Consider the following 21,337-nt stretch of genomic DNA (forward strand, 5'->3'; position numbering starts at 1 on the left):
GGTTGTGGGGAGCAACCCACATTTAACAGAGAACGTGTAACATAGATATAAATTGAACAGACATTGCTGCCAGCCGTTCTGGGATTATGGGGCGCTGCATGGTCTGAGACGTGATAAAAATCAAAACAGGGAATACGATGAAATTCACCGAAGACACCCGGGTAAAAATCCCCGTCATCCTCCACCTGATACGGCTGGGCTACCGCTACCTGTCTCTGAAAGAACAACACTGGGACAAAGAAACCAACATTTTTCCTGACCTTTTCACAGCTGCAGTTGGCAGAATTAACCCCGGAATTGCGCCCGACGACATCGTACGCCTGTTAAAAGACCTCGCGCTGCTTCTCGACAACGACGACCTGGGTCGCGCCTTCTTCGAAAAACTCAGCGATCGTTCCGGCATCAAACTGATAGACTTCGACAACTTCAACAACAACAGCTTCCATGTCGTCACCGAACTGACCTGCGAAAACGGCGATGAAGAGTTCCGCCCGGACATCACGCTACTGATCAATGGCATGCCACTGATCTTTATCGAAGTGAAAAAGCCCAACAACCGCGAAGGTATCGTCGCAGAACGCAACCGCATCAACGAACGTTTTAAGAACCCCAAATTCAAGCGCTTCGCCAACATCACCCAGTTCATGATCTTCTCCAACAATATGGAGTATGACGACAGCGACCCAGAGCCGATTCAGGGGGCTTTCTACGCCAGCAGCTCTTACAGAAACCCGGTATTCAACTACTTTCGCGAAGAAGAACTCTTCAACCTGACCGCGTTACTGAAACCGCTGCCAGAAGAAACCGAAATCGCCGTCCTGAAAGACAACAACCTGGAAGTAATCCGCACCAACCCAGAATTTCAGACCAATAAAGATCACAACCGCCCGACCAACCGCCTCTGCACCGCGCTGTTAAGCCGCGATCGGCTGGCATTTATCCTGCGCTATGCACTGGTATACGTCGCCGAGTCAAGCGGCATCCAGAAACACATCATGCGCTACCCGCAGCTCTTCGCCACCAAAGCGATCGAACGTAAACTCAACGCTGGCGTAAAAAAAGGCATCATCTGGCACACCCAGGGCAGCGGAAAAACCGCGCTGGCTTATTACAACGTGCGCTTCCTGACTGATTACTTCCAGAAACAACAGGTGATCCCAAAGTTCTACTTTATTGTTGATCGTCTGGATCTGCTCCAGCAGGCGCAGCGTGAATTTTCCGCCCGTGGCTTAATCGTTCACCTTATCGACTCACGCGAAGACTTCACCCGCGATATCAAAGCGACGCAGGCATTACACAACCACCACGGCAAAGCGGAAATTACCGTCATAAACATCCAGAAATTCCGTGATGACCCGGATGTTGTCACCACCAAAGACTACGACATCAACATTCAGCGCGTGTACTTCCTTGATGAAGTCCACCGCAGCTATAACCCCAAAGGGAGCTTCCTGGCGAACCTAAGCCAGTCGGACACCAACGCTATCAAAATTGGCCTTACCGGTACGCCTCTGCTGGGAACGGACTACAACTCCCGCGACCTCTTCGGCGACTATATCCACAAATACTACTACAATGCCTCCATTGCCGATGGCTACACGCTGCGCCTGATCCGTGAAGAGATCGCCACCAACTACCGGATGATCCTGCAACAGGCGCTAAAAGACGTAGAAGTCAGAATGGGCGATGTAGATCGCAAATACATCTACGCCCATCCCAGCTTCGTCAAACCGATGCTGAAGTACATCGTCACCGACTTTGCCAAAAGCCGGGGCGCGCTGAATGATGACACCATCGGCGGCATGGTGATCTGTGACAGCTCTGAACAGGCCAAACAGATGTTTGAATTGTTCAACGCCGACTACGCCGAATCACCCACCGTCGCCGATGAAGTCACCGACGAAATGCCTGTATTACAGGCCGCAGAACCCGCTGTCGTTTACCAGAACCACGCCAAAGAAACACGGAAAATCAAACGCGCCGCCCTGATCCTGCACGATATCGGCAGCAAGCAGGAACGCAAAGAGTGGGTTGAGCAATTCAAAGCGGGCGAGATTGACCTTCTGTTCGTCTACAATATGCTGCTCACCGGCTTTGATGCCAAACGGCTGAAAAAACTCTACCTCGGGCGGGTGATCAGAAAGCACAACCTGCTCCAGGCGCTGACCCGCGTCAACCGAACCTACAACCACTTCCGCTACGGCTACGTGGTGGACTTTGCCGACATCCGCCAGGAATTTGACGCCACTAACAAATCCTACTTCGAGGAACTACAGGCCGAACTGGGCGACGAAATGGAGCACTACTCACGCCTGTTCAAATCGGCGGAAGAGATCCGTGAAGAAATAGAGCATATCAAAGACGTTCTGTTCAGCTTCGATACGGAAAACGCAGAAGTCTTCACAGACCAGATAAACCAGATCCAGGATCGGGAAACTGCGCTGGCGCTGAAAAACGCGCTGGCCGACGCCCGCAGCCTGTACAATTTGATCCGCCTCCAGGGCAATACCGAATTTCTTCAGGCGCTGGACTTCAACAAACTCAACATCCTCTACCGCGAAGCCAGCCACCGCCTCGACTTACTCAACCTGAAAGCGGATCTGGAACAGGGTGTTGACCTCTCCGGCCTGCTGAACCGGGCGCTGGAAGAGGTGATCTTTGAATTTCATAAAGTGGGTGAAGAAGAGCTGGTACTGGCCGACGAATTGAAAGAGACGCTACGGCGTACCCGCGAGGCGCTGGCAGCCAACTTCGACCAGCAGGACCCGCAGTTCGTCAGCTTGAAAGACGAACTGGAGCGCCTGTTCAAGAAAAAGAAGCTTAGTGAAGTCACCCAAGAAGAAATGGTTGCGAATATCGGCACACTCAATAAAATTCATGACCGCATCAAAGAGCTGAACCGCCAGAACAACCTGCTGCGCCAGAAATACCGGGGCGACGTGAAATATGCGCGTACCCACAAACGCCTGCGCGAGCGCGGCGGCCTGAGCGAGCCGGAGCGTAAAATCTTCGAAGCACTGCTTGGCATTAAGCTGGATGCGGATGAAAAAGTGCTGAACAACAGCCAGATACTGAACAATGAAAGCTATTTTGAGCGCCAGATTGTGTCATGTGTGCTTGACCACTTTGAACAACAGCAGCACATCCCCCTCAGCGCAAAAGCAGCTGGCGACATCAACCGCCTGATTGTGGCGGAATACCTGAACGAATTTAATACCGGAGCACGTACGTGGTAGAACTGGAATTTAGAGACAAAACCAAAACCCTGATCGACAGCCTGAAAAGCATCTGTGCGAACTACGGTCTGGGTAACGACGGTAATGAGTTCAAAATCATCACTCAGGCATTCCTGTACAAATTCCTGAACGACAAATTCGCCTTTGAAGCCAAAAAGGCGGATAAAAGCATCGACAGTGCTGAAAAATGGGAAGTTGCACTCAACCAGATGAGCGAAGAACAGCGGGACAAGCTACAACTAAAGATGAGCGCCGATACCGCACGTCTTAAGCCGCATCACTTCATTCAGTATTTATACAACCGTCAAAATGAGGCGAATTTTGCCACCACCTTTGACGACACCCTGATGGACATCGCCTCCACCAATAATGACGTATTCGCGGTCAAAACCGACGGCGGCGCGAAAGTGGTGTTGTTTGAACGCCTCAGCCAGTACATCGCCGACGAATCAAAACGTGACGACTTCTGTCGCGCCATCATCAACAAACTGGCCGATTTCAGCTTCGAACGTATTTTCACCCAAAAATTCGACTTCTACGCCACCATCTTTGAGTATCTGATTAAAGACTACAACAGTAATTCCGGCGGCAAGTACGCCGAATACTACACGCCCCACGCCGTGGCACGCATCATGGCGGAAATACTGGTACCGAAAGCACAGCAGGGCGTCGTGCGTAACGTAAGCTGTTACGACCCGTCCGCCGGTTCCGGCACGCTGTTGATGAACGTGGCGCACGCCATCGGGGAAGATCGTTGCAGCATCTTCGCGCAGGACATCTCGCAGAAATCCTCCAGCCTGCTGCGCCTGAACCTGATCCTCAACAATCTGGTGCATTCGATCCCCAACGTTATCCAGGGCAACACCATTTTGCACCCGTTCCATAGAGACGGCAGCGTGCTGAAACATTTTGACTACATCGTCTCCAACCCGCCATTTAAGATGGATTTCAGCGATTTTCGTGATGCGCTGGACAGTAAGGAAAACCAGCAGCGTTTCTTTGCCGGAATACCGAAAGTACCGAAGGCCGCCAAAGATAAAATGGCGATTTACCAGTTGTTCCTGCAACACATCATTTTCTCGTTGAAGCCGGGTGGCAAAGCGGCGGTCGTGGTGCCGACGGGCTTTATCACCGCACAGTCGGGCATTGATAAAGGCATTCGTGAACATCTGGTACAAAACAAGATGCTGGCAGGAGTGGTCTCCATGCCGTCGAATATCTTCGCTACCACCGGCACCAATGTCTCGATCCTGTTCATTGACGCCAGCAACAAAGAGAAAGTGGTGCTGATCGACGCCTCGAATTTAGGCGAAAAGGTCAAAGACGGCAAAAACCAGAAGACGGTGCTGGCGGAAGAAGAAGAGCTGCGCATCTGCGAAGTTTTCAACAATAAGTGGAGCGAAGAGGATTTCTCGGTGGTAGTCAGCTATGACGAGATCGCCGGGAAAAATTACTCGTTCAGCGCCGGGCAGTATTTTGATGTGAAAATTGAATACACCGATATGACGCCGGAACAGTTTGCCTCGAAGATGAAAGGGTTTACGGAGGATCTTGAGAGTTTGTTTAGCCAGTCGCGCGAGCTGGAAGCGGAGATTAAAAAGCAGATGTCGAGGCTAGAGTATGAGTAATCAGATCAATTCAACGCTCGGTGATTTGGTTAAAGCGGGTGGCGGAATCATACATACAGGCCCTTTTGGGAGCCAACTCCATGCTGAGGACTATGTTGCTCAAGGTATTCCTTGCATTATGCCTGCGAATATGAGGGACAATAGAGTAGACCTTTCCAATATTTCATTTATTTCAGATGAAGATGCTCAACGGTTGTCAAAATACCTCGTTAAAGAAGGTGACATTGTTTACAGTAGGAGAGGTAATGTCACACTCAAAGCGCTGATCCGAAAAAATGAAGCCGGGTATTTTTGTGGCACAGGCTGCTTGTTATTAAGACCTGGTAATCTGCTTGATTCTGACTACCTAACTTATTATCTGAGCACACCAAAAATTCAGTCATGGATTATTAGTCAGGCTATTGGGGCAACGATGCCCAATCTAAATACGGGAATTTTATCGAGAATTCCTTTTTCTGGCCCTGAAAAGTCTGTTCAGAAAAAGATTTCATCAGCGCTTAGAGCTATAGATGACAAATTAGAAATCAACAATCGCATCAACGCCGAACTGGAAGCGATGGCGAAAACGTTGTACGACTACTGGTTTGTACAGTTTGATTTCCCTGACGCCAATGGAAAACCGTATAAAACCTCCGGCGGGAAAATGGAGTATAACACAACGCTGAAACGGGAAATTCCGGCGGGGTGGGCATCTGGAACATTAGAGGATTTAGGCCAGATTGTGGGTGGCAGTACTCCCACTACCAGTAGACCAGAGAATTTTACAACAAATGGTACTCCGTGGATCACACCAAACGATTTGTCTGACAATCAGAACAATAAATTTATCTCTCGTGGTGCTCAGGACGTTTCTGTTGAAGGGATTAAAAGTGCATCACTAAAGACTTACCCTGCCGGAACTGTGTTATTAAGTTCACGAGCACCAATTGGCTATATGGCGATCGCAAGAAATGAATTAACTACAAATCAGGGTTTCAAATCATTTATTCCGTCAAAAAATTACTCAACGGAATATGTGTACTATGCGGTTAAAAATAGCCTACCCGTTATCATGCAAAATGCCTCCGGATCAACGTTTAAAGAAGTTTCTGGCGCTGTTTTGAAGAGTATCGAGGTTATGCTTCCGGCATTTTCTATTGCTGATAATTTTACAAAAATGGTGGCTGAAATATTTTCCCGTCAGGACAAACTTGAACAGGAAAATCAGCAACTCACTGCACTCCGCGACTGGCTCCTCCCTCTGCTTATGAACGGACAGATCATGGTTAAATAATCCCCTGCGTGTTTTGCGGGGCGCAGTACTGATCTGGACTGCGCCTCGCTCACTGTATCCAAATACCATGCCATCCATTAATGGATGTGGTATATTTCACTTTTACTGGTATTAATTATTACTACACCTAATCAACCTATAACTGTCATAGAAGATCTGAATTTTCACTATGATTAGACAGTCAATCCAGTTCAGTAAATTGCCGGAATATGCATTATTGAGAATATCCCGGCGATTTAGGGTATATTTTTGCTCCTTGCTGGAATTGTCTTATTTAAAATGAATATTAATGAAGTGGTTCGTTCCAACTTATCTCAATGGATTGTTAATTTTGGCATAGTCAAAGGGAGAGATAACTTCTTGCATATTCGCATCCAAATAATCAGCCCACCACTGCAGCATCAGTCTCCTCTCTCCCAGATGTTCCGCCTTATGTATATAAGCCGCACGTACAGAACTACGCTCCTGGTGACTCATCTGCCGCTCTACCGCATCCCTCGACCACAAGCCCGATTCAATCAATGAGCTACAAGCCATCGTCCTGAAACCATGCCCACATACTTCCGTTTTTGTATCATAGCCCATCACTCGCAAAGCTTTGTTCACAGTGTTCTCACTCATAGGCTTACGCGGATCGTGATCGCCAACGAAGATCAGCTCTCGGTTCCCATTCATGCTTTTGATGTTTTCCAGAATAGCTAAGGCTTGCCGCGACAAAGGAACAAGATGAGGAGTCCTCATCTTCGAACCACGTTGAGAATGCTTAACACCTTCCAGCGGTTCACGCTCGCCCGGAATCGTCCACATGGCCGTTTCAAAATCCACTTCTGGCCAGCGAGCAAAACGTAGTTCGCTTGAACGGATGAAAACTAACAACGTGAGCTCGACAGCCAGTCGGGTTAATGGTCTGCCAGAGTAGTGATCGATGCGGTGAAGTAATTCAGGAATGCGTTTAAGCTCTAGAGCAGCACGGTGCTGTCTTTTAGCCGTAGCAACTGCACCGGCAATCTCTTGTGCAGGGTTGTAGTCGATTAAACCACTCTGCACAGCAAAGCGCATAATCGCGGTAGTACGCTGCTGTAAACGGGCAGCGACTTCGAGTCTCCCAGATGATTCCACCGCCTTGATGGGTACAAGCAGGTCTCGAGTCTTCAACTCCGCAATATTCCGCTTACCGATGGTAGCAAAGAGATTATCTTCGAGACTTTTCAATACACGAGCGCTATGCGCTGAAGACCATTTCTGATTACTGGCATGCCAGTCTCTGGCGACCACTTCAAACGTTATTGCCTCTTGCTCCTGCTCTACCTTAACGGCTTTCTTGTTCTCACTGGGATCGACACTGTTTGCTAACAGCTTACGGGCTTCATCCCGGCGTGCCCTGGCATCCGCCAGCGAAACTTCAGGATATTTTCCCAATGCCAGCATTTTCTCCTTACCGCCAAAGCGATAACGCAGTCGCCAGTATTTGGAGCCGTTAGGGTGAACCAGCAAAACCATGCCATCACCGTCAGTCAGTTTGTAGGCTTTTACTTCAGGCTTTGCCGAACGAACCTTCACATCACTCAGAGCCATGATGAGTATCCTTTCAAGGGTTCTGTGTGGGTACAAACATTATCGAACCGGGATATACCCGCAGTTGTACCCGCATCAGTAAGTTGATGTAGATTGAATCAGGTTGACTTAGGTTGAGTGAAAAAGCGAGGAAAGCCTTGCGGATACTGGATTTCAGGCACAAAAAAAGACGTCCGTTGACGTCTATTGATGTTCCGATGGTGCCGAAGGCCGGACTCGAACCGGCACGTATCTCTACGGTTGATTTTGAATCAACTGCGTCTACCGATTTCGCCACTTCGGCACTGAAGTAGTATGCGGAAAACGGGTGAATTATACCTTCCCGCGACCAGCACGCAACACTTATCCGTTGTTCAATGAGTTAAGTGTCGAAAAAACCGCCGCCACGCGCGTTTGCCCGCCCTCTCTTCTCGCTGCGCGCCCCTCACAACCACGTTGATGATGAGCATCAGGTTGTTGCAGAGAGCATCGGGGGATTCAGTCACCACGCGCGCACAATGCCGTCCGATAGGTTCCAGCATCGTTGCACAAAGCAATGATGGCTCATGTGCCGAGCGTCACTCACTCTCAGTAGCCAGAACCGCTCGCCCAACTGGCGAAACAAGTTCAGGAGTCCGCCACGCCGTTGGCCACACCGGCCTCCCCCATCACCACTGTCTCACCCAGCGTCTATCAAAAACAAAATAATCCCCAGCCGCAATGGCAATGCTGCAAATAATTGCATACCCATGTGTCAACCAATAAAGAATGAGGTTGCGTAACATTCCGAGAACACTATTTTTTCATTGGTTAATATCAGGCAGGAAATAAAAGCGTGGAATAACACCATTAAGAAAGAGACGGTATTTTCGGCTGGATTGGCTTCGAACTAAAATCACCAGAAAATAGCGTACAGATCTAACAAAATGGCTGGTTAATGCCTAGAAACCAGCTGAGATCGCTTGCCTCTACGGAGTTAATAGCTTTAAGATGGTGCAAGAAAATTTTCCCTGGTGTTGGCCAATATTGGCAACCTGGCCCTACGCGGTCAGGTTTTTTTTTTGTATTTTTATCAAAATATTACCGGGGAAGTGTATCGCCTCAAGGAATGAAAAACTAGTTAGACTAAAGTGCAGTCCCTTACTAGACCTTTATCAGTTCATGCATGTTATTATTTCATATTGCAGAGATCAGGGCAGGCACTCTATATTACGTCCTCAACGTGAACCGACACGCGGCCAAATCAATACCAATTAACGCTCGTCATTTCCCGAATCGAAAGACGCTGTTTGCTAGCCGATATTTTCTACCTTCTCAGACGTCCCCCGGCCGATGAGTTCTGCGCAGCCGTGGGCTAGCGTACCTGTCATTCCACCGGCTTAATCAGCCGAAGCTCCATCCCCAGGCGCACGGCATGTCGGGCATTCGTTACCCCCAGCTTTTTGACGACGTTGGACATATGAAACTTGATGGTGCCGGTCTTTATGCCCAGGATCATCGCTGTTTCCTGATAGGTTTTACCCACGCTGGCCCAATAGAGAATTTCGTTTTCCCTGTCGGTAAAGCGGGCGTTGCTCTCCAGGGCTACGGCGTTTTTTTCTGACAGTCGTGACAGCGCCAGATAGGACTCGTGTATCGAGGCCAGCAATACCGAGATTTCACCTTTACGTTCGATAAGCGCCGGGATGGCTTCCGCTCTCTGCTCAAGGTTGAAGGCAAAGGAAAGCGTGACGAGGTTATCGTTATAATCGTGCAGCACGAAGGTATAACCGTGCGTCACACCAAACTCGCGCGCCTGCTCGAACAGTTCGGGAAAGTGCAGCCCCGCGTCGGCCATGATTTGCTCGTCCCAGGCGAACGGAGTCAGGCGGTTGCGGGCGGTAAGCACCACCGGATCAATGTACTGTAACCCCTGTTCTTGATACTTTTTTACCCAGTCACTCGGGTAGTTGGTGACGCCAAAGATGCAGGCAATGTCCTTTTTGGATAACACCACATACGCCCACAGGAGATCGCCCAACTCCCCAAGTGCCGCTTCCAGGCGCTTGCCGATGATATCGCTGAGATTATATTCATCTTCCATTGACTGCCCGCTCCCTCTATCCGCATGCCGCTGGGTTGACTATAGCACGACGAAAAGCGACAGGTCGGGGGACGGGTTTATCGGGAGGCATGTCGCACCCACAAAAAAGGCGCGGCCCCACGGCCACGCCTTTCTTCACTACCGATTGCCCTGCTATTTGCGCTTGAGCAGCATATACACGCTGATCAGCAGGAACAGCATGCTCGGCAGCAGCGCACCCAGCACCGGCGGCATGCTGTATACCATGCTCAGCGGGCCGAAGATCTGATCCAGCACGTAGAACAGGAAGCCGAAGCTGATGCCGGTCACCACGCGGATGCCCATCGGCACGCTGCGCAGCGGGCCGAAGATGAACGACAGCGCCATCAGCATCATCACCGCCACCGACAGCGGCGAGAAGATTTTGCTCCACATGTTGAGCTGGTAACGGTTGGATTCCTGGCCGCTCTGCTTCAGGTACTTCACGTAGTTGTGCAGCCCGCTGATGGAGAGCGAATCCGGATCCAGCGCCACCACGCCCAGCTTGTCCGGGGTCAGGTTGGTTTTCCATTCGCCGGTCAGCGTCTGGGTGCCGGTCACCTGTTTCGGGTTGGTCAGATCCGAGGTGTCCACCTGCGAAAGCTGCCACAGGCCGTTCTCGAAGCTGGCGGTAGCGGCATAGCGCACCGTCTCGAGGCGACGCTGGTCGTTGAAGTGGTAGATGTTCACGCCGGAGAGTTCTTTGTCGCCGGAGACGCGCTCGATGTAGATGAAGTCGTTGCCGTCCTTCGCCCACAGCCCGCTCTTGGTGGAGAGCAGCGAGCCGCCGTACATCTGCTGGGCGCGGTAGTTGCGCGCCATCTGCTCGCCCTGCGGCGCCACCCACTCGCCGATCGCCATGGTCAGCAGCACCAGCGGAATGGCGGTTTTCATCACCGAGCCGGCGATCTGCATGCGGGTGAAGCCGGAAGCCTGCATCACCACCAGTTCGCTGCGCGTCGCCAGTTGGCCCAGGCCGAGCAGCGCACCGAGCAGCGCCGCCATCGGGAAGAAGATCTCGATGTCTTTTGGTACGCTCAGCAGGGTGTACATGCCGGCGCTCAGCGCGGTGTATTCGCCCTGGCCGACCTTGCGCAGCTGATCGACGAACTTGATGATCCCGGACAGCGACACCAGCATGAACAGCGTCATGATGATGGTGTTGAAAATCGTTTTACCGATATACCGGTCTAATACGCCAAACATCAGGCCGCTCCTCTCAGGCGTGCGCGCAGCTTGCGCATCGGCACGGTATCCCACAGGTTCAGCGCCAGCGCAATCGCGAAGTAAACGCCGTTAACCAGCCACAGCCACAGCATCGGATCCAGCTTGCCCTTGCCGGCGTTGGAGCGCAGCGAGGTCTGCAGCAGGAAGAAGATCAGATACAGCAGGATGGCCGGCAGCATGCTCAGCACGCGGCCCTGGCGCGGGTTCACCACGCTGAGCGGCACCACCAGCAGCGCCATCAGCGCCACCGACACCACCAGCGTCAGGCGCCAGTGGAACTCCGCGCGCGCGTCCGGATCGTCGGATTCCCACAGCGTCTGCATCGACATCTGTTCGGATTCGGTGTTGTCCGCCGCCACGGTGCGGTGGCCAATCACCGCCTTGTAGTCGGTGAAGTCGGTAATGCGGAAGTCGCGCAGCAGCGCGGTGCCTTCAAAGCGGGTGCCCTTGTCGAGCGTCACCACCTGCGAACCGTCTTTCTGCTGTACGATGTTGCCGTGCTCGGCCACCACCACCGACGGGCGTTGGTTGCCGTTCGGCCGCAGCTGCGCCAGGAACACGTCGTTGAAGGTGCTGCCCTTCACGTTGCCGATAAACAGCACCGCGTTGCCGTCCTGCGAGGGTTTGAACTGCCCTTCCGCCAGCCCGGCGATGCTCGGGTTGGCCTTGGCTTCATTCACCACCACGTCCTGATAGCGCGAGGCCCAGGGGCCGGCCCAAAACACGTTCACCGCCGCGACCGCAGAGGTGAACAGCGCCAGGATCATGGCGGCGATAATCAGGGTGCGTTTGCCCAGCCCGCAGGCGTGCATAACGGTGATTTCGCTCTCGGTATACAACCGCCCAAGCGTCATCAGCAAGCCGAGAAACAGGCTCAAAGGCAGGATGAGCTGCGCCATTTTCGGCACGCCCAACGCAAGTAGGGAGAGTACTAAGTTTGTCGGGATATTGCCGTCCACCGCGTCGCCCAACACCCTGACCAGGTTCTGACAAAAGAAGATCAGAAGCAGGATGAACAGGATGGCGATTTGGCTCTTGAGCGTTTCCCGTACCAGATATCTTATGATGATCACGCTTATTACGCCTGTGAAAACTTGTCTTTTTGCAGGAAAATCGATAATTTCATCGTTAATCCGCCATTTATTCTCATCATATGGCAACCTTCACAGCTAAAATAGTATTACAACATCAAGCCGTTTGGGTGTCCTATAGGAACTTGCTTATAGTCGCCAAAACAGAGCAATTTATGCCGTTCAGGTTAACATAATCCGTTAACTCAAATGGCAGGAGATCGTTACGGAGTCGGTTATTCTAGCCGTAGCGTCCGCCTTTGTCTTTAAGATTCAGGAGAGTGCATGGAGTTCAGTGTAAAAAGCGGTAGCCCGGAAAAACAGCGCAGTGCCTGTATTGTAGTCGGCGTTTTCGAACCGCGCCGCCTGTCCCCTATCGCAGAACAACTCGACAAAATCAGTGATGGTTATATCAGCGCATTGCTGCGCCGTGGCGAACTGGAAGGCAAGGTCGGGCAGACGCTGCTACTGCACCATGTGCCCAACATTCTCTCCGAGCGCATCCTGCTGATCGGCTGCGGCAAAGAGCGCGAGCTCGATGAGCGCCAATACAAGCAGGTGATCCAGAAAACCATCAATACCCTCAACGACACCGGCTCGATGGAAGCGGTCTGCTTCCTGACCGAGCTGCACGTGAAAGGCCGCAACACCTACTGGAAAGTGCGTCAGGCGGTGGAAACCGCTAAAGAGACGCTCTACACCTTCGATCAGCTGAAAAGCAACAAGGTGGAGCCGCGCCGTCCGCTGCGCAAAATGGTGTTCAACGTGCCGACCCGCCGTGAGCTCACCAGCGGCGAGCGCGCCATCCAGCACGGCCTGGCGGTTGCTTCCGGCATCAAGGCGGCCAAAGATCTCGGCAACATGCCGCCGAACATCTGTAACGCCGGCTACCTGGCCTCGCAGGCCCGCCAGCTGGCGGACGCCTTCAGCACCCACATCACCACCCGCGTCATCGGCGAACAGCAGATGAAAGAGCTGGGCATGAACGCCTATCTGGCGGTCGGCGCCGGTTCGCAGAACGAATCATTGATGTCGGTGATGGAATATAAGGGCAACCCAAATCCGGACGCTAAGCCGATCGTGCTGGTAGGCAAAGGGCTGACCTTCGACTCCGGCGGCATCTCGATCAAACCGGCCGACGGCATGGACGAGATGAAATACGACATGTGCGGCGCGGCGACCGTGTACGGCGTGATGCGCGTGGTGGCGGAGCTGAACCTGCCGCTGAACGTGATCGGCGTGCTGGCCGGCTGTGAAAACATGCCGGGCGGCCGTGCTTACCGTCCGGGCGACGTGCTGACCACCATGTCCGGCCAGACAGTCGAGGTGCTCAACACCGACGCCGAAGGCCGCCTGGTGCTGTGCGACACCCTGACCTACGTCGAGCGCTTCGAACCGGAGCTGGTGATCGACATCGCCACCCTGACCGGCGCCTGCGTGATCGCCTTGGGCCATCACATCACCGGCCTGATGTCGAACCACAATCCGCTGGCGCACGAGCTGCTGGGCGCTTCCGAGCAGGCCGGCGACCGCGCCTGGCGCCTGCCGATGGCCGACGAGTACTATGAGCAGTTGGACTCCAACTTCGCCGACATGGCGAACATCGGTGGCCGCCCTGGCGGCGCCATCACCGCCGCCTGCTTCCTGTCGCGCTTCACCCGCAAGTACACCTGGGCGCACCTGGATATCGCCGGCACCGCCTGGCGTTCCGGTAAAGCCAAGGGCGCGACCGGCCGCCCGGTGGCGCTGCTGTCGCAGTTCCTATTGAACCGCGCGGGCCTGAACGGCGACGATTAAATCTGAGTGGTAATTCAGGTATAATCCCAAGGGGCACAGCATGCTGTGCCCCTACATTTTTTTATCGGCAGCGGTGGATCCTTAATGAAACAGGCGACGTTTTATTTGCTCGACAACGCGGAACCGTCAGGCGCGCTCAGCGCCCATGAGGCCGTGGCCTGCGCCGTTGCCGCCGAACGCTGGCGCGCCGGCAAGCGGGTGCTGATCGCCTGCGAGAGCCAGGAGCAGGCCCAGCGGCTGGACGAAGCGCTGTGGCAGCGCGAGCCGCATGAATTCGTGCCGCACAACCTGGCCGGCGAAGGGCCGCACTACGGCGCGCCGGTGGAACTGTGCTGGCCCGGCAAGCGCGGCAACGCCCCGCGCGATCTGCTGATCGCCCTGCTGCCGCAGTTTGCCGATTTTGCTACCGCTTTCCATGAAGTGGTAGACTTCGTTCCTTACGAAGACACTCTGAAACAGTTGGCGCGCGACCGTTACAAGGCCTATCGCAGCGTCGGCTTCCATTTGACCACGGCTACGCCGCCAACTCACTGAATACGATAAAGAATGGAAAAGACAAACAGTCAGCTCGACACCGCATACGACCCAAAACAGATCGAACAGAAGCTGTACGATCACTGGGAGAATCAGGGTTACTTCAAGCCGAACGGCGACACCAGCCAGGAAAGCTTCTGCATCATGATCCCGCCGCCGAACGTCACCGGCAGCCTGCACATGGGCCACGCGTTCCAGCAGACCATCATGGACACCATGATCCGCTATCAGCGCATGCAGGGTAAAAACACCCTGTGGCAGGCGGGCACCGACCACGCCGGCATCGCCACCCAGATGGTGGTGGAGCGCAAGATCGCCGCGGAAGAAGGCAAAACCCGCCACGACTACGGCCGTGACGCGTTCATCGACAAAATCTGGCAGTGGAAGGCGGAATCCGGCGGCACCATCACCCGCCAGATGCGCCGTCTGGGCAACTCCGTGGACTGGGAGCGCGAGCGCTTCACCATGGACGAAGGCCTGTCGAACGCGGTGCGCGAAGTGTTTGTCCGTCTGCACAAAGAAGATCTGATCTACCGCGGCAAGCGCCTGGTGAACTGGGATCCGAAGCTGCGCACCGCCATCTCCGATCTGGAAGTGGAAAACCGCGAATCCAAAGGCTCCATGTGGCACCTGCGCTACCCGCTGGCCGACGGCGCGAAAACCGCCGAGGGCAAAGACTACCTGGTGGTCGCCACCACCCGTCCGGAAACCGTGCTGGGCGATACCGGCGTGGCGGTCAACCCGGAAGATCCGCGCTATAAAGACCTGATCGGCAAAGAGATCATTCTGCCGCTGGTCGGCCGTCGCATCCGTATCGTCGGCGACGAACACGCCGATATGGAAAAAGGCACCGGCTGCGTGAAGATCACCCCGGCGCACGATTTCAACGACTACGAAGTCGGCAAACGCCACGGCCTGCCGATGATCAACATTCTGACCTTCGACGGCGACATCCGCCAGGAAGCGGAAGTGTTCAACACCCTGGGCGAAGTCTGCACCGACTACTGCAACGAGATCCCGGCCGAGTTCCGCGGCCTGGAGCGCTTCGCGGCGCGTAAAGCGGTGGTTGCCGCCTTCGAAAATCTGGGCCTGCTGGACGAGGTTAAACCGCACGACCTGACGGTGCCTTACGGCGACCGCGGCGGCGTGGTGATCGAGCCGATGCTGACCGACCAATGGTACGTGCGCACCGCGCCGCTGGCCAAAGTGGCGGTGGAAGCGGTCGAACAGGGCCAAATCGAGTTCGTGCCGAAGCAGTATGAAAACATGTACTTCAGCTGGATGCGCGACATTCAGGACTGGTGCATCTCGCGTCAGCTGTGGTGGGGCCACCGCATCCCGGCCTGGTACGACGTGAACGGCAAGGTCTACGTGGGCCGCAGCGAAGAAGAAGTGCGCAGCGAGAACAACCTGGGCGCCGACGTGGTGCTGACCCAGGACGAAGACGTGCTGGACACCTGGTTCTCGTCCGGCCTGTGGACCTTCTCTACCCTGGGATGGCCGGAGCAGACCGACGCGCTGAAAACCTTCCACCCGACCAGCGTGATGGTCAGCGGCTTCGACATCATCTTCTTCTGGATCGCGCGCATGATCATGCTGACCATGCACTTCATCAAGGATGAAAACGGCAAGCCGCAGGTGCCGTTCAAGACCGTCTACATGACCGGCCTGATCCGCGACGACGAAGGCCAGAAGATGTCCAAGTCGAAAGGCAACGTGATCGATCCGCTGGACATGGTCGACGGCATCTCGCTGGAAGACCTGCTGGAAAAACGCACCGGCAACATGATGCAGCCGCAGCTGGCGGAGAAAATCCGCAAGCGCACCGAGAAGCAGTTCCCGAACGGTATCGAGCCGCACGGCACCGACGCCCTGCGCTTCACCCTGGCGGCGCTGGCCTCGACCGGCCGCGACATCAACTGGGACATGAAGCGCCTCGAAGGCTACCGCAACTTCTGTAACAAGCTTTGGAACGCCAGCCGCTTCGTGCTGATGAACACCGAAGCGCACGACTGCGGCTTCAACGGCGGCGAGAAAGTGCTGTCGCTGGCGGATCGCTGGATCCTGGCCGAATTCAACCGCACGGTGAAAGCCTACCGCGAAGCGCTGGACACTTACCGCTTCGATCTGGCGGCCAACATCCTGTACGAATTCACCTGGAACCAGTTCTGCGACTGGTATCTGGAGCTGACCAAGCCGGTGGTGAGCAACGGCAGCGAAGCGGAACAGCGCGGCACCCGCCACACGCTGATCACCGTGCTGGAAGCGCTGCTGCGCCTGGCGCACCCGATCATTCCGTTCATCACCGAAACCATCTGGCAGCGCGTGAAGCCGCTGACCGGCACGACCGCAGACACCATCATGCTGCAGCCGTTCCCGGCCTATGACGCCGCGCTGGAAGACGAGCAGGCGCTGAACGATCTGGAGTGGATCAAGCAAACCATCATCGCCGTGCGCAACATCCGCGCCGAGATGAACATCGCGCCTAGCAAAGCGCTCGACGTGCTGCTGCGCAACTGCAGCGCCGATGCCCAGCGCCGCGTGCAGGAGAACCAAAGCTTTATCGCCCGTCTGGCGCGCCTGGAATCCATCGCGCTGCTGCCGGCCGGTGAGAAAGGCCCGGTCTCCGTCACCAAGCTGGTGGACGGCGCCGAGCTGCTGATCCCGATGGCCGGTTTCATCGACAAGGACGCCGAGATCGCGCGCCTGGCGAAAGAGATGGGCAAACTGGATGCGGAAATCGCCTCGATCGAAGGCAAGCTGGCGAACGAAGGCTTCGTGGCGCGCGCGCCGGAAGCGGTGGTCGCCAAAGAGCGCGATCGTCTGGCGGCCTGCAAAGAAGGCAAAGTGAAGCTGCAGGAACAGCAGGCGACCATCGCCGCGCTGTAATCCACCGGCTCACGCCAACGCCTGAAAAACAGCGGGGTCTTCCCCGCTGTTTTTTTATCGCCGTTGCATCCGGGCCGGGTTAGATGTTATTACAAGATATTACTGCTGCAGGGACGCCGTCGGGAAATAACCCCCGGCGCGTTTCGTGCTGCGATAAAAATGAAAAACGAACGTGGTCTCTTTCAATGGCGAGTGTAAACATGACAACAGCAACCCCGGCACGCCTGCTGGTGCGCCCCATCACGGCGGAAGACAATCCCGCCATTGCTCACGTCATTCGCGAAGTCTCCGCCGAGCACGGCCTGACGGCGGATAAAGGCTATACCGTCTCCGATCCCAATCTGGACGCCCTGTATCAGCTCTACAGCCTGCCACGCAGCGCTTACTGGGTGATCGAGGTGGACGGCCAGGTCGCCGGTGGCGGTGGCATCGCGCCGCTGCAGGGCGGCGCAGACGATATTTGCGAATTGCAGAAGATGTATTTCCTGCCGGTGTTGCGTGGCAAGGGATTGGCGAAACGCCTGGCGCTGCAGGCGCTGGATTTCGCCCGCCAGCACGGCTTCCGCTGTTGTTACCTCGAGACCACCGCCAGCCTGACGCAGGCCGTTGCGCTGTACGAACACCTGGGCTTCGAACACATCGACCACGCGATGGGCGCCACCGGCCACGTCGATTGCGAAGTCACCATGCTGAAAACGCTGTAATCGCCCCCGCCTGCACATCAGGGCGCAGCTTTCTGCGCCTTTTTATTAATATCGCAATCAATCAGTAAAATTCGCTATAACGCCGTTTTTCAAGCAGATAAACTGACGTTAAAAACCACGATGTAAATTTAATGTGAAGTTCGTTAATAAATTAACGATCGTAAATTGACCGCTTTTTCCCCCGCGTTACTCTGCCAGTATCCCAATCGCGCACGGAGAGCTGTCATGTCGGAAAATACCTTTGATTACATCATCGTCGGCGCCGGTTCCGCCGGCTGCGTGCTGGCGGCGCAGCTGATCCGCCGCACCCAGGCGCGGGTGCTGCTGCTGGAAGCCGGCGGCGACGACAATAACCTGTTCATCAAGATGCCGGCCGGCGTGGCCAAGATCATCGCCAAAAAGAGCTGGCCCTACGAGACGGAACCGGAACCGCACGCCAATAACCGCCGCATGCAGATCGCGCAGGGCAAGGTGCTGGGCGGCAGCAGTTCGGTCAACGGCATGATCTACCTGCGCGGCCAGCCGCAGGACTACGACGACTGGGCCGACCGCTACGGCTGCACCGGCTGGAGCTACCGGGAGGTGCTGCCCTATTTCAAACGCGCCGAGGCCAACGAAAGCCTGTCGGACGACTACCACGGCGCCGACGGGCTGCTGCCGGTCAGCGAAAACCGCTACCGCCACCCGCTCAGCATGGCGTTTATCCGCGCCGGCCAGGAGCTGAACCTGCCCTATCGCAACGACTTCAACGGCGACAGCCAGCACGGCGTCGGTTTCTACCAAACCACCACCCACAACGGCGAACGCGCCAGCACTGCCCGCACCTACCTGAAGGCGGTGCGCGACGAACGGCGGCTGGTGGTGAAACTGAACGCGCTGGCGCACCGGCTGACCTTCGAGGGCAACGTCGCCACCGGCGTGGTCTACAGCCAGAACGGTGGCGCAGAAGTCACCGCGCACGCCACCAAAGAGGTGATCGTCAGCGCCGGCGCCGTCGGTTCGCCGAAGCTGCTGATGCTCTCCGGCATCGGCCCGCGCGACCACCTGCAGCAGTTGGGCATCGAGGTGCGGGCGGATCTGCCGGTGGGCAAAAACTTCCACGACCACCTGCACATGTCGATCAACGTCAGCACCCGCGAACCGATCAGCCTGTTCGGCGCCGATCGCGGCCTGCAGGCGCTGAGCCACGGTGCGCAGTGGCTGGCGTTTCGCAGCGGCGTGCTCTCGTCCAACGTGCTGGAAGGCGCCGCCTTCACCGACAGCCAGGGCGACGGCCGGCCGGACGTGCAGATCCACTTCCTGCCACTGCTGGACAGCTGGGACGATGTGCCCGGCGAGCCGCTGCCGAACATTCACGGCTTTACGCTCAAGGTCGGCTACCTGCAGCCGAAGGCGCGCGGCGAAGTGCTGCTGCGCAGCAGCAACCCGCACGATCCGGTCAAGCTGCACGCCAACTACCTTGGCCACCCGGACGATCTGGCCGGCAGCGTGCGCGCGGTGAAGTTCGGCCTGGGCTTCCTGCAAACCGCGGCGCTGAAGCCGCTGATCAAAGATCTGCTGATGCCGCAGCCGGAGTGGACGCGCGATGAGGCGCAGCTGGAAGCCTTCGTGCGCAACTTCTGCAAGACGGTGTATCACCCGGTGGGCAGCTGCCGCATGGGGCTGTCGCCGCAGGACGCGGTGACCGATCCGCAGCTGCGGGTGCACGGTTTTGAACAGCTGCGGGTGATCGACTGCTCGGTGATGCCGCAGCTCACCAGCGGCAACACCAATGCGCCGACCATCATGCTGGCGGAAAAGGCGGTGGATCTGTTGCTGGGCGCGCCGCAGTAGGGGCGCCCTTCAACCTCAGGCGGCGGCAGGCACGCCGCTGTGGAAACGCAGTTCGCTGTCCGGCGACAGGATCATTTCAGCCTCAAGGCGGCCGAAATGCGCCACCCGTTCGCTGATGTCGCCGCCGGCGATCTGCTCGGCCAGCGTCAGGTAGTCCTGATAGTGCCGCGCTTCGGATCGCAGCAGCGAGACGTAAAAGCGGTTCAGCTCGTCGTCCAGATGCGGTGCCAGCTTGGCGAAGCGTTCACAGGATCGCGCTTCGATGTAGGCGCCGCAGATCAGTTTGTCGATCAGTGTCGCCGGATCGTGAGTGCGGATCTCGCGGATCATCCCCTTGGCGTAGCGGCTGGCGGTGATCTTGCGATACGGGATCCCGCGCGCCTGCATGATCTCCAGCACCTGCGAGAAGTGGTGCAACTCTTCCTTGATCAACAGCACCATGCGATCCGCCAGATCCTGGCCGTAGGCCGAGCCGTTTTTCGGCAGGATCTTGCGGGTGAACTGGCCCTGGCGGAACAGCGTGTCCGGCGCGCCCTGCGCTTCGTGCAGAAACGCCTCGTAGGGCCGCAGCAGCGCCAACAGCGCGTCGCCGCTCTCTTTGTCCGCCACGTAGCGGCGGATCAGCCACATGCCGGTCTGCGCGGCCTTCAGCTCGCACACCAGATGGTCGGTCAGCAACAGCTGCAGGTTTTCCGGACGGCGCGCGGCGTCAATCCAGGCGTCGGGCGTTTCACAGTGCAGGAAGCTTAAAATCGGGGCTAACAGGGATTGGTATGTCATCGGCGTCATTGCCCTATGTATTTCAAGTTGCAGCTAGGCAGCCAGCTCACTCATCCCCAGGAGCTTACTCAGGTAAGTGACTGGGGTGAGAGAGTGCAGCCAACAACGCTGTAGCTTGAAAGACGACGGGGATATCAGGGGCCGGCGAAAGCCAGCCCACAGGCATTAATCGGAAAGGAATTAGTGGCGTTTGCCGTCGTCGTCTTCGTCGATGTAGTCGCCGTCTTCGTCTTCCTCACCGTCTTCACCGTTCGGATCTTCGAAGTAGGTGCCCCAGCCGTCATAGTTGACGCCGCAGCGTTCCGCCAGCGCCACCAGCTGCTCGACCTGAGCGTCGATCAGCTCGGCGTTCAGGCCGACTTCGCTGATCACGTCGCAGCACATCACCATCGAACCGTCTTCCACTTCCAGCTCCTCGGCGTCGGTCACTTCGTAGCCCAGCTTGAAGGCTTCAACGGCGGCCTGCTCCAGAACCTCAAATTTCTCGGCGGACAGATGGTGCTCGATGGTGTAGAGCGCGTCCGGATCGCTGCCGTCTTCCAGCAGTTCTTCGATGATCAGGCGGGTCTCTTCACGTTGTTCTTCCAGCAATTCGCGGTTTGCCATGCCTATATCCTCAAGTCAAATGGCCTTCATTCCTTCTATTTTCACACACCGCCGACATTGCTTCCACGATAAACGTGAAAGATTTCCTCGCTGGGGTTGAAATTG

General features: G+C 55.8%; 14 protein-coding genes and 1 tRNA gene. 8 read left to right on the forward strand and 7 right to left on the reverse strand.

Going from position 1 to position 21,337, the window contains the following annotated elements; genetic code table 11:
* Positions 1–137: 137 nt before the first annotated feature.
* Genes ACYF6X_RS17905 through ACYF6X_RS17915 form a run of 3 tightly spaced genes read left to right on the forward strand, consistent with a single transcriptional unit; the run spans position 138 to position 6,137 of the window.
* Positions 138–3,236 carry a type I restriction endonuclease subunit R gene (locus tag ACYF6X_RS17905; RefSeq protein ID WP_406880055.1) on the forward strand — a complete coding sequence of 1,033 codons (3,099 nt, stop codon included), beginning with the start codon at positions 138–140 and terminating at the stop codon, positions 3,234–3,236.
* On the forward strand, positions 3,230–4,864 hold the full coding sequence (locus ACYF6X_RS17910; protein ID WP_130017466.1) for an HsdM family class I SAM-dependent methyltransferase: 1,635 nt from the start codon (positions 3,230–3,232) through the stop codon (positions 4,862–4,864). Before ACYF6X_RS17905 ends, ACYF6X_RS17910 begins: the two co-directional genes overlap by 7 nt.
* Positions 4,857–6,137, forward strand: coding sequence for a restriction endonuclease subunit S (locus tag ACYF6X_RS17915; RefSeq protein ID WP_130017465.1), 1,281 nt, complete (start codon positions 4,857–4,859; stop codon positions 6,135–6,137). Before ACYF6X_RS17910 ends, ACYF6X_RS17915 begins: the two co-directional genes overlap by 8 nt.
* A 309-nt stretch (positions 6,138–6,446) precedes the next feature.
* Here the strand turns inward: ACYF6X_RS17915 and ACYF6X_RS17920 are convergent, their stop codons facing one another.
* The 5 genes from ACYF6X_RS17920 to lptF all read right to left on the reverse strand — a co-directional run bounded on the left by ACYF6X_RS17920 (position 6,447) and on the right by lptF (position 12,092).
* Positions 6,447–7,712: a tyrosine-type recombinase/integrase gene (locus ACYF6X_RS17920; RefSeq protein ID WP_130017464.1), complete on the reverse strand. Its 1,266-nt coding sequence runs from the start codon at positions 7,710–7,712 to the stop codon at positions 6,447–6,449.
* Between the two features lie 198 nt (positions 7,713–7,910).
* Positions 7,911–7,995, reverse strand: a tRNA-Leu gene (locus ACYF6X_RS17925).
* Between the two features lie 1,062 nt (positions 7,996–9,057).
* The gene (locus ACYF6X_RS17930; protein ID WP_406880054.1) at positions 9,058–9,774 is read right to left on the reverse strand and encodes a LuxR family transcriptional regulator; all 717 of its coding nucleotides are present in this window, start codon (positions 9,772–9,774) and stop codon (positions 9,058–9,060) included.
* Between the two features lie 153 nt (positions 9,775–9,927).
* Positions 9,928–10,998, reverse strand: coding sequence for an LPS export ABC transporter permease LptG (gene lptG, locus ACYF6X_RS17935; protein ID WP_107226660.1), 1,071 nt, complete (start codon positions 10,996–10,998; stop codon positions 9,928–9,930).
* Positions 10,998–12,092 carry an LPS export ABC transporter permease LptF gene (lptF, locus tag ACYF6X_RS17940; protein ID WP_004933351.1) on the reverse strand — a complete coding sequence of 365 codons (1,095 nt, stop codon included), beginning with the start codon at positions 12,090–12,092 and terminating at the stop codon, positions 10,998–11,000. Before lptF ends, lptG begins: the two co-directional genes overlap by 1 nt.
* Positions 12,093–12,374: 282 nt before the next feature.
* Between lptF and pepA the strand changes: the two genes are divergently transcribed.
* From pepA to ACYF6X_RS17965, 5 genes are all read left to right on the forward strand, one after another.
* Positions 12,375–13,886: a leucyl aminopeptidase gene (gene pepA / locus ACYF6X_RS17945; protein ID WP_033636874.1), complete on the forward strand. Its 1,512-nt coding sequence runs from the start codon at positions 12,375–12,377 to the stop codon at positions 13,884–13,886.
* A gap of 84 nt (positions 13,887–13,970) precedes the next feature.
* On the forward strand, positions 13,971–14,420 hold the full coding sequence (locus ACYF6X_RS17950) for a DNA polymerase III subunit chi (protein WP_019453292.1): 450 nt from the start codon (positions 13,971–13,973) through the stop codon (positions 14,418–14,420).
* Positions 14,421–14,432: 12 nt separating this feature from the next.
* Entirely contained in the window at positions 14,433–17,309 is a 2,877-nt protein-coding gene (locus tag ACYF6X_RS17955) for a valine--tRNA ligase (RefSeq protein WP_107226659.1), read from the forward strand.
* A 200-nt stretch (positions 17,310–17,509) separates the two neighbouring features.
* The gene (locus tag ACYF6X_RS17960) at positions 17,510–18,013 is read left to right on the forward strand and encodes a GNAT family N-acetyltransferase (RefSeq protein WP_004933360.1); all 504 of its coding nucleotides are present in this window, start codon (positions 17,510–17,512) and stop codon (positions 18,011–18,013) included.
* Positions 18,014–18,238: 225 nt separating this feature from the next.
* Positions 18,239–19,846: a GMC family oxidoreductase gene (locus tag ACYF6X_RS17965; protein WP_063991570.1), complete on the forward strand. Its 1,608-nt coding sequence runs from the start codon at positions 18,239–18,241 to the stop codon at positions 19,844–19,846.
* 15 nt (positions 19,847–19,861) lie between these two features.
* Here ACYF6X_RS17965 and miaE read toward each other — a convergent pair whose 3' ends face one another.
* Positions 19,862–20,626 carry a tRNA isopentenyl-2-thiomethyl-A-37 hydroxylase MiaE gene (gene miaE, locus ACYF6X_RS17970; protein ID WP_130017463.1) on the reverse strand — a complete coding sequence of 255 codons (765 nt, stop codon included), beginning with the start codon at positions 20,624–20,626 and terminating at the stop codon, positions 19,862–19,864.
* A gap of 180 nt (positions 20,627–20,806) precedes the next feature.
* On the reverse strand, positions 20,807–21,232 hold the full coding sequence (gene rraB, locus ACYF6X_RS17975) for a ribonuclease E inhibitor RraB (protein WP_063991572.1): 426 nt from the start codon (positions 21,230–21,232) through the stop codon (positions 20,807–20,809).
* Positions 21,233–21,337 lie beyond the last annotated feature (105 nt).

It is taken from the genome of Serratia sp. ID 25-353, from assembly GCF_054792795.1.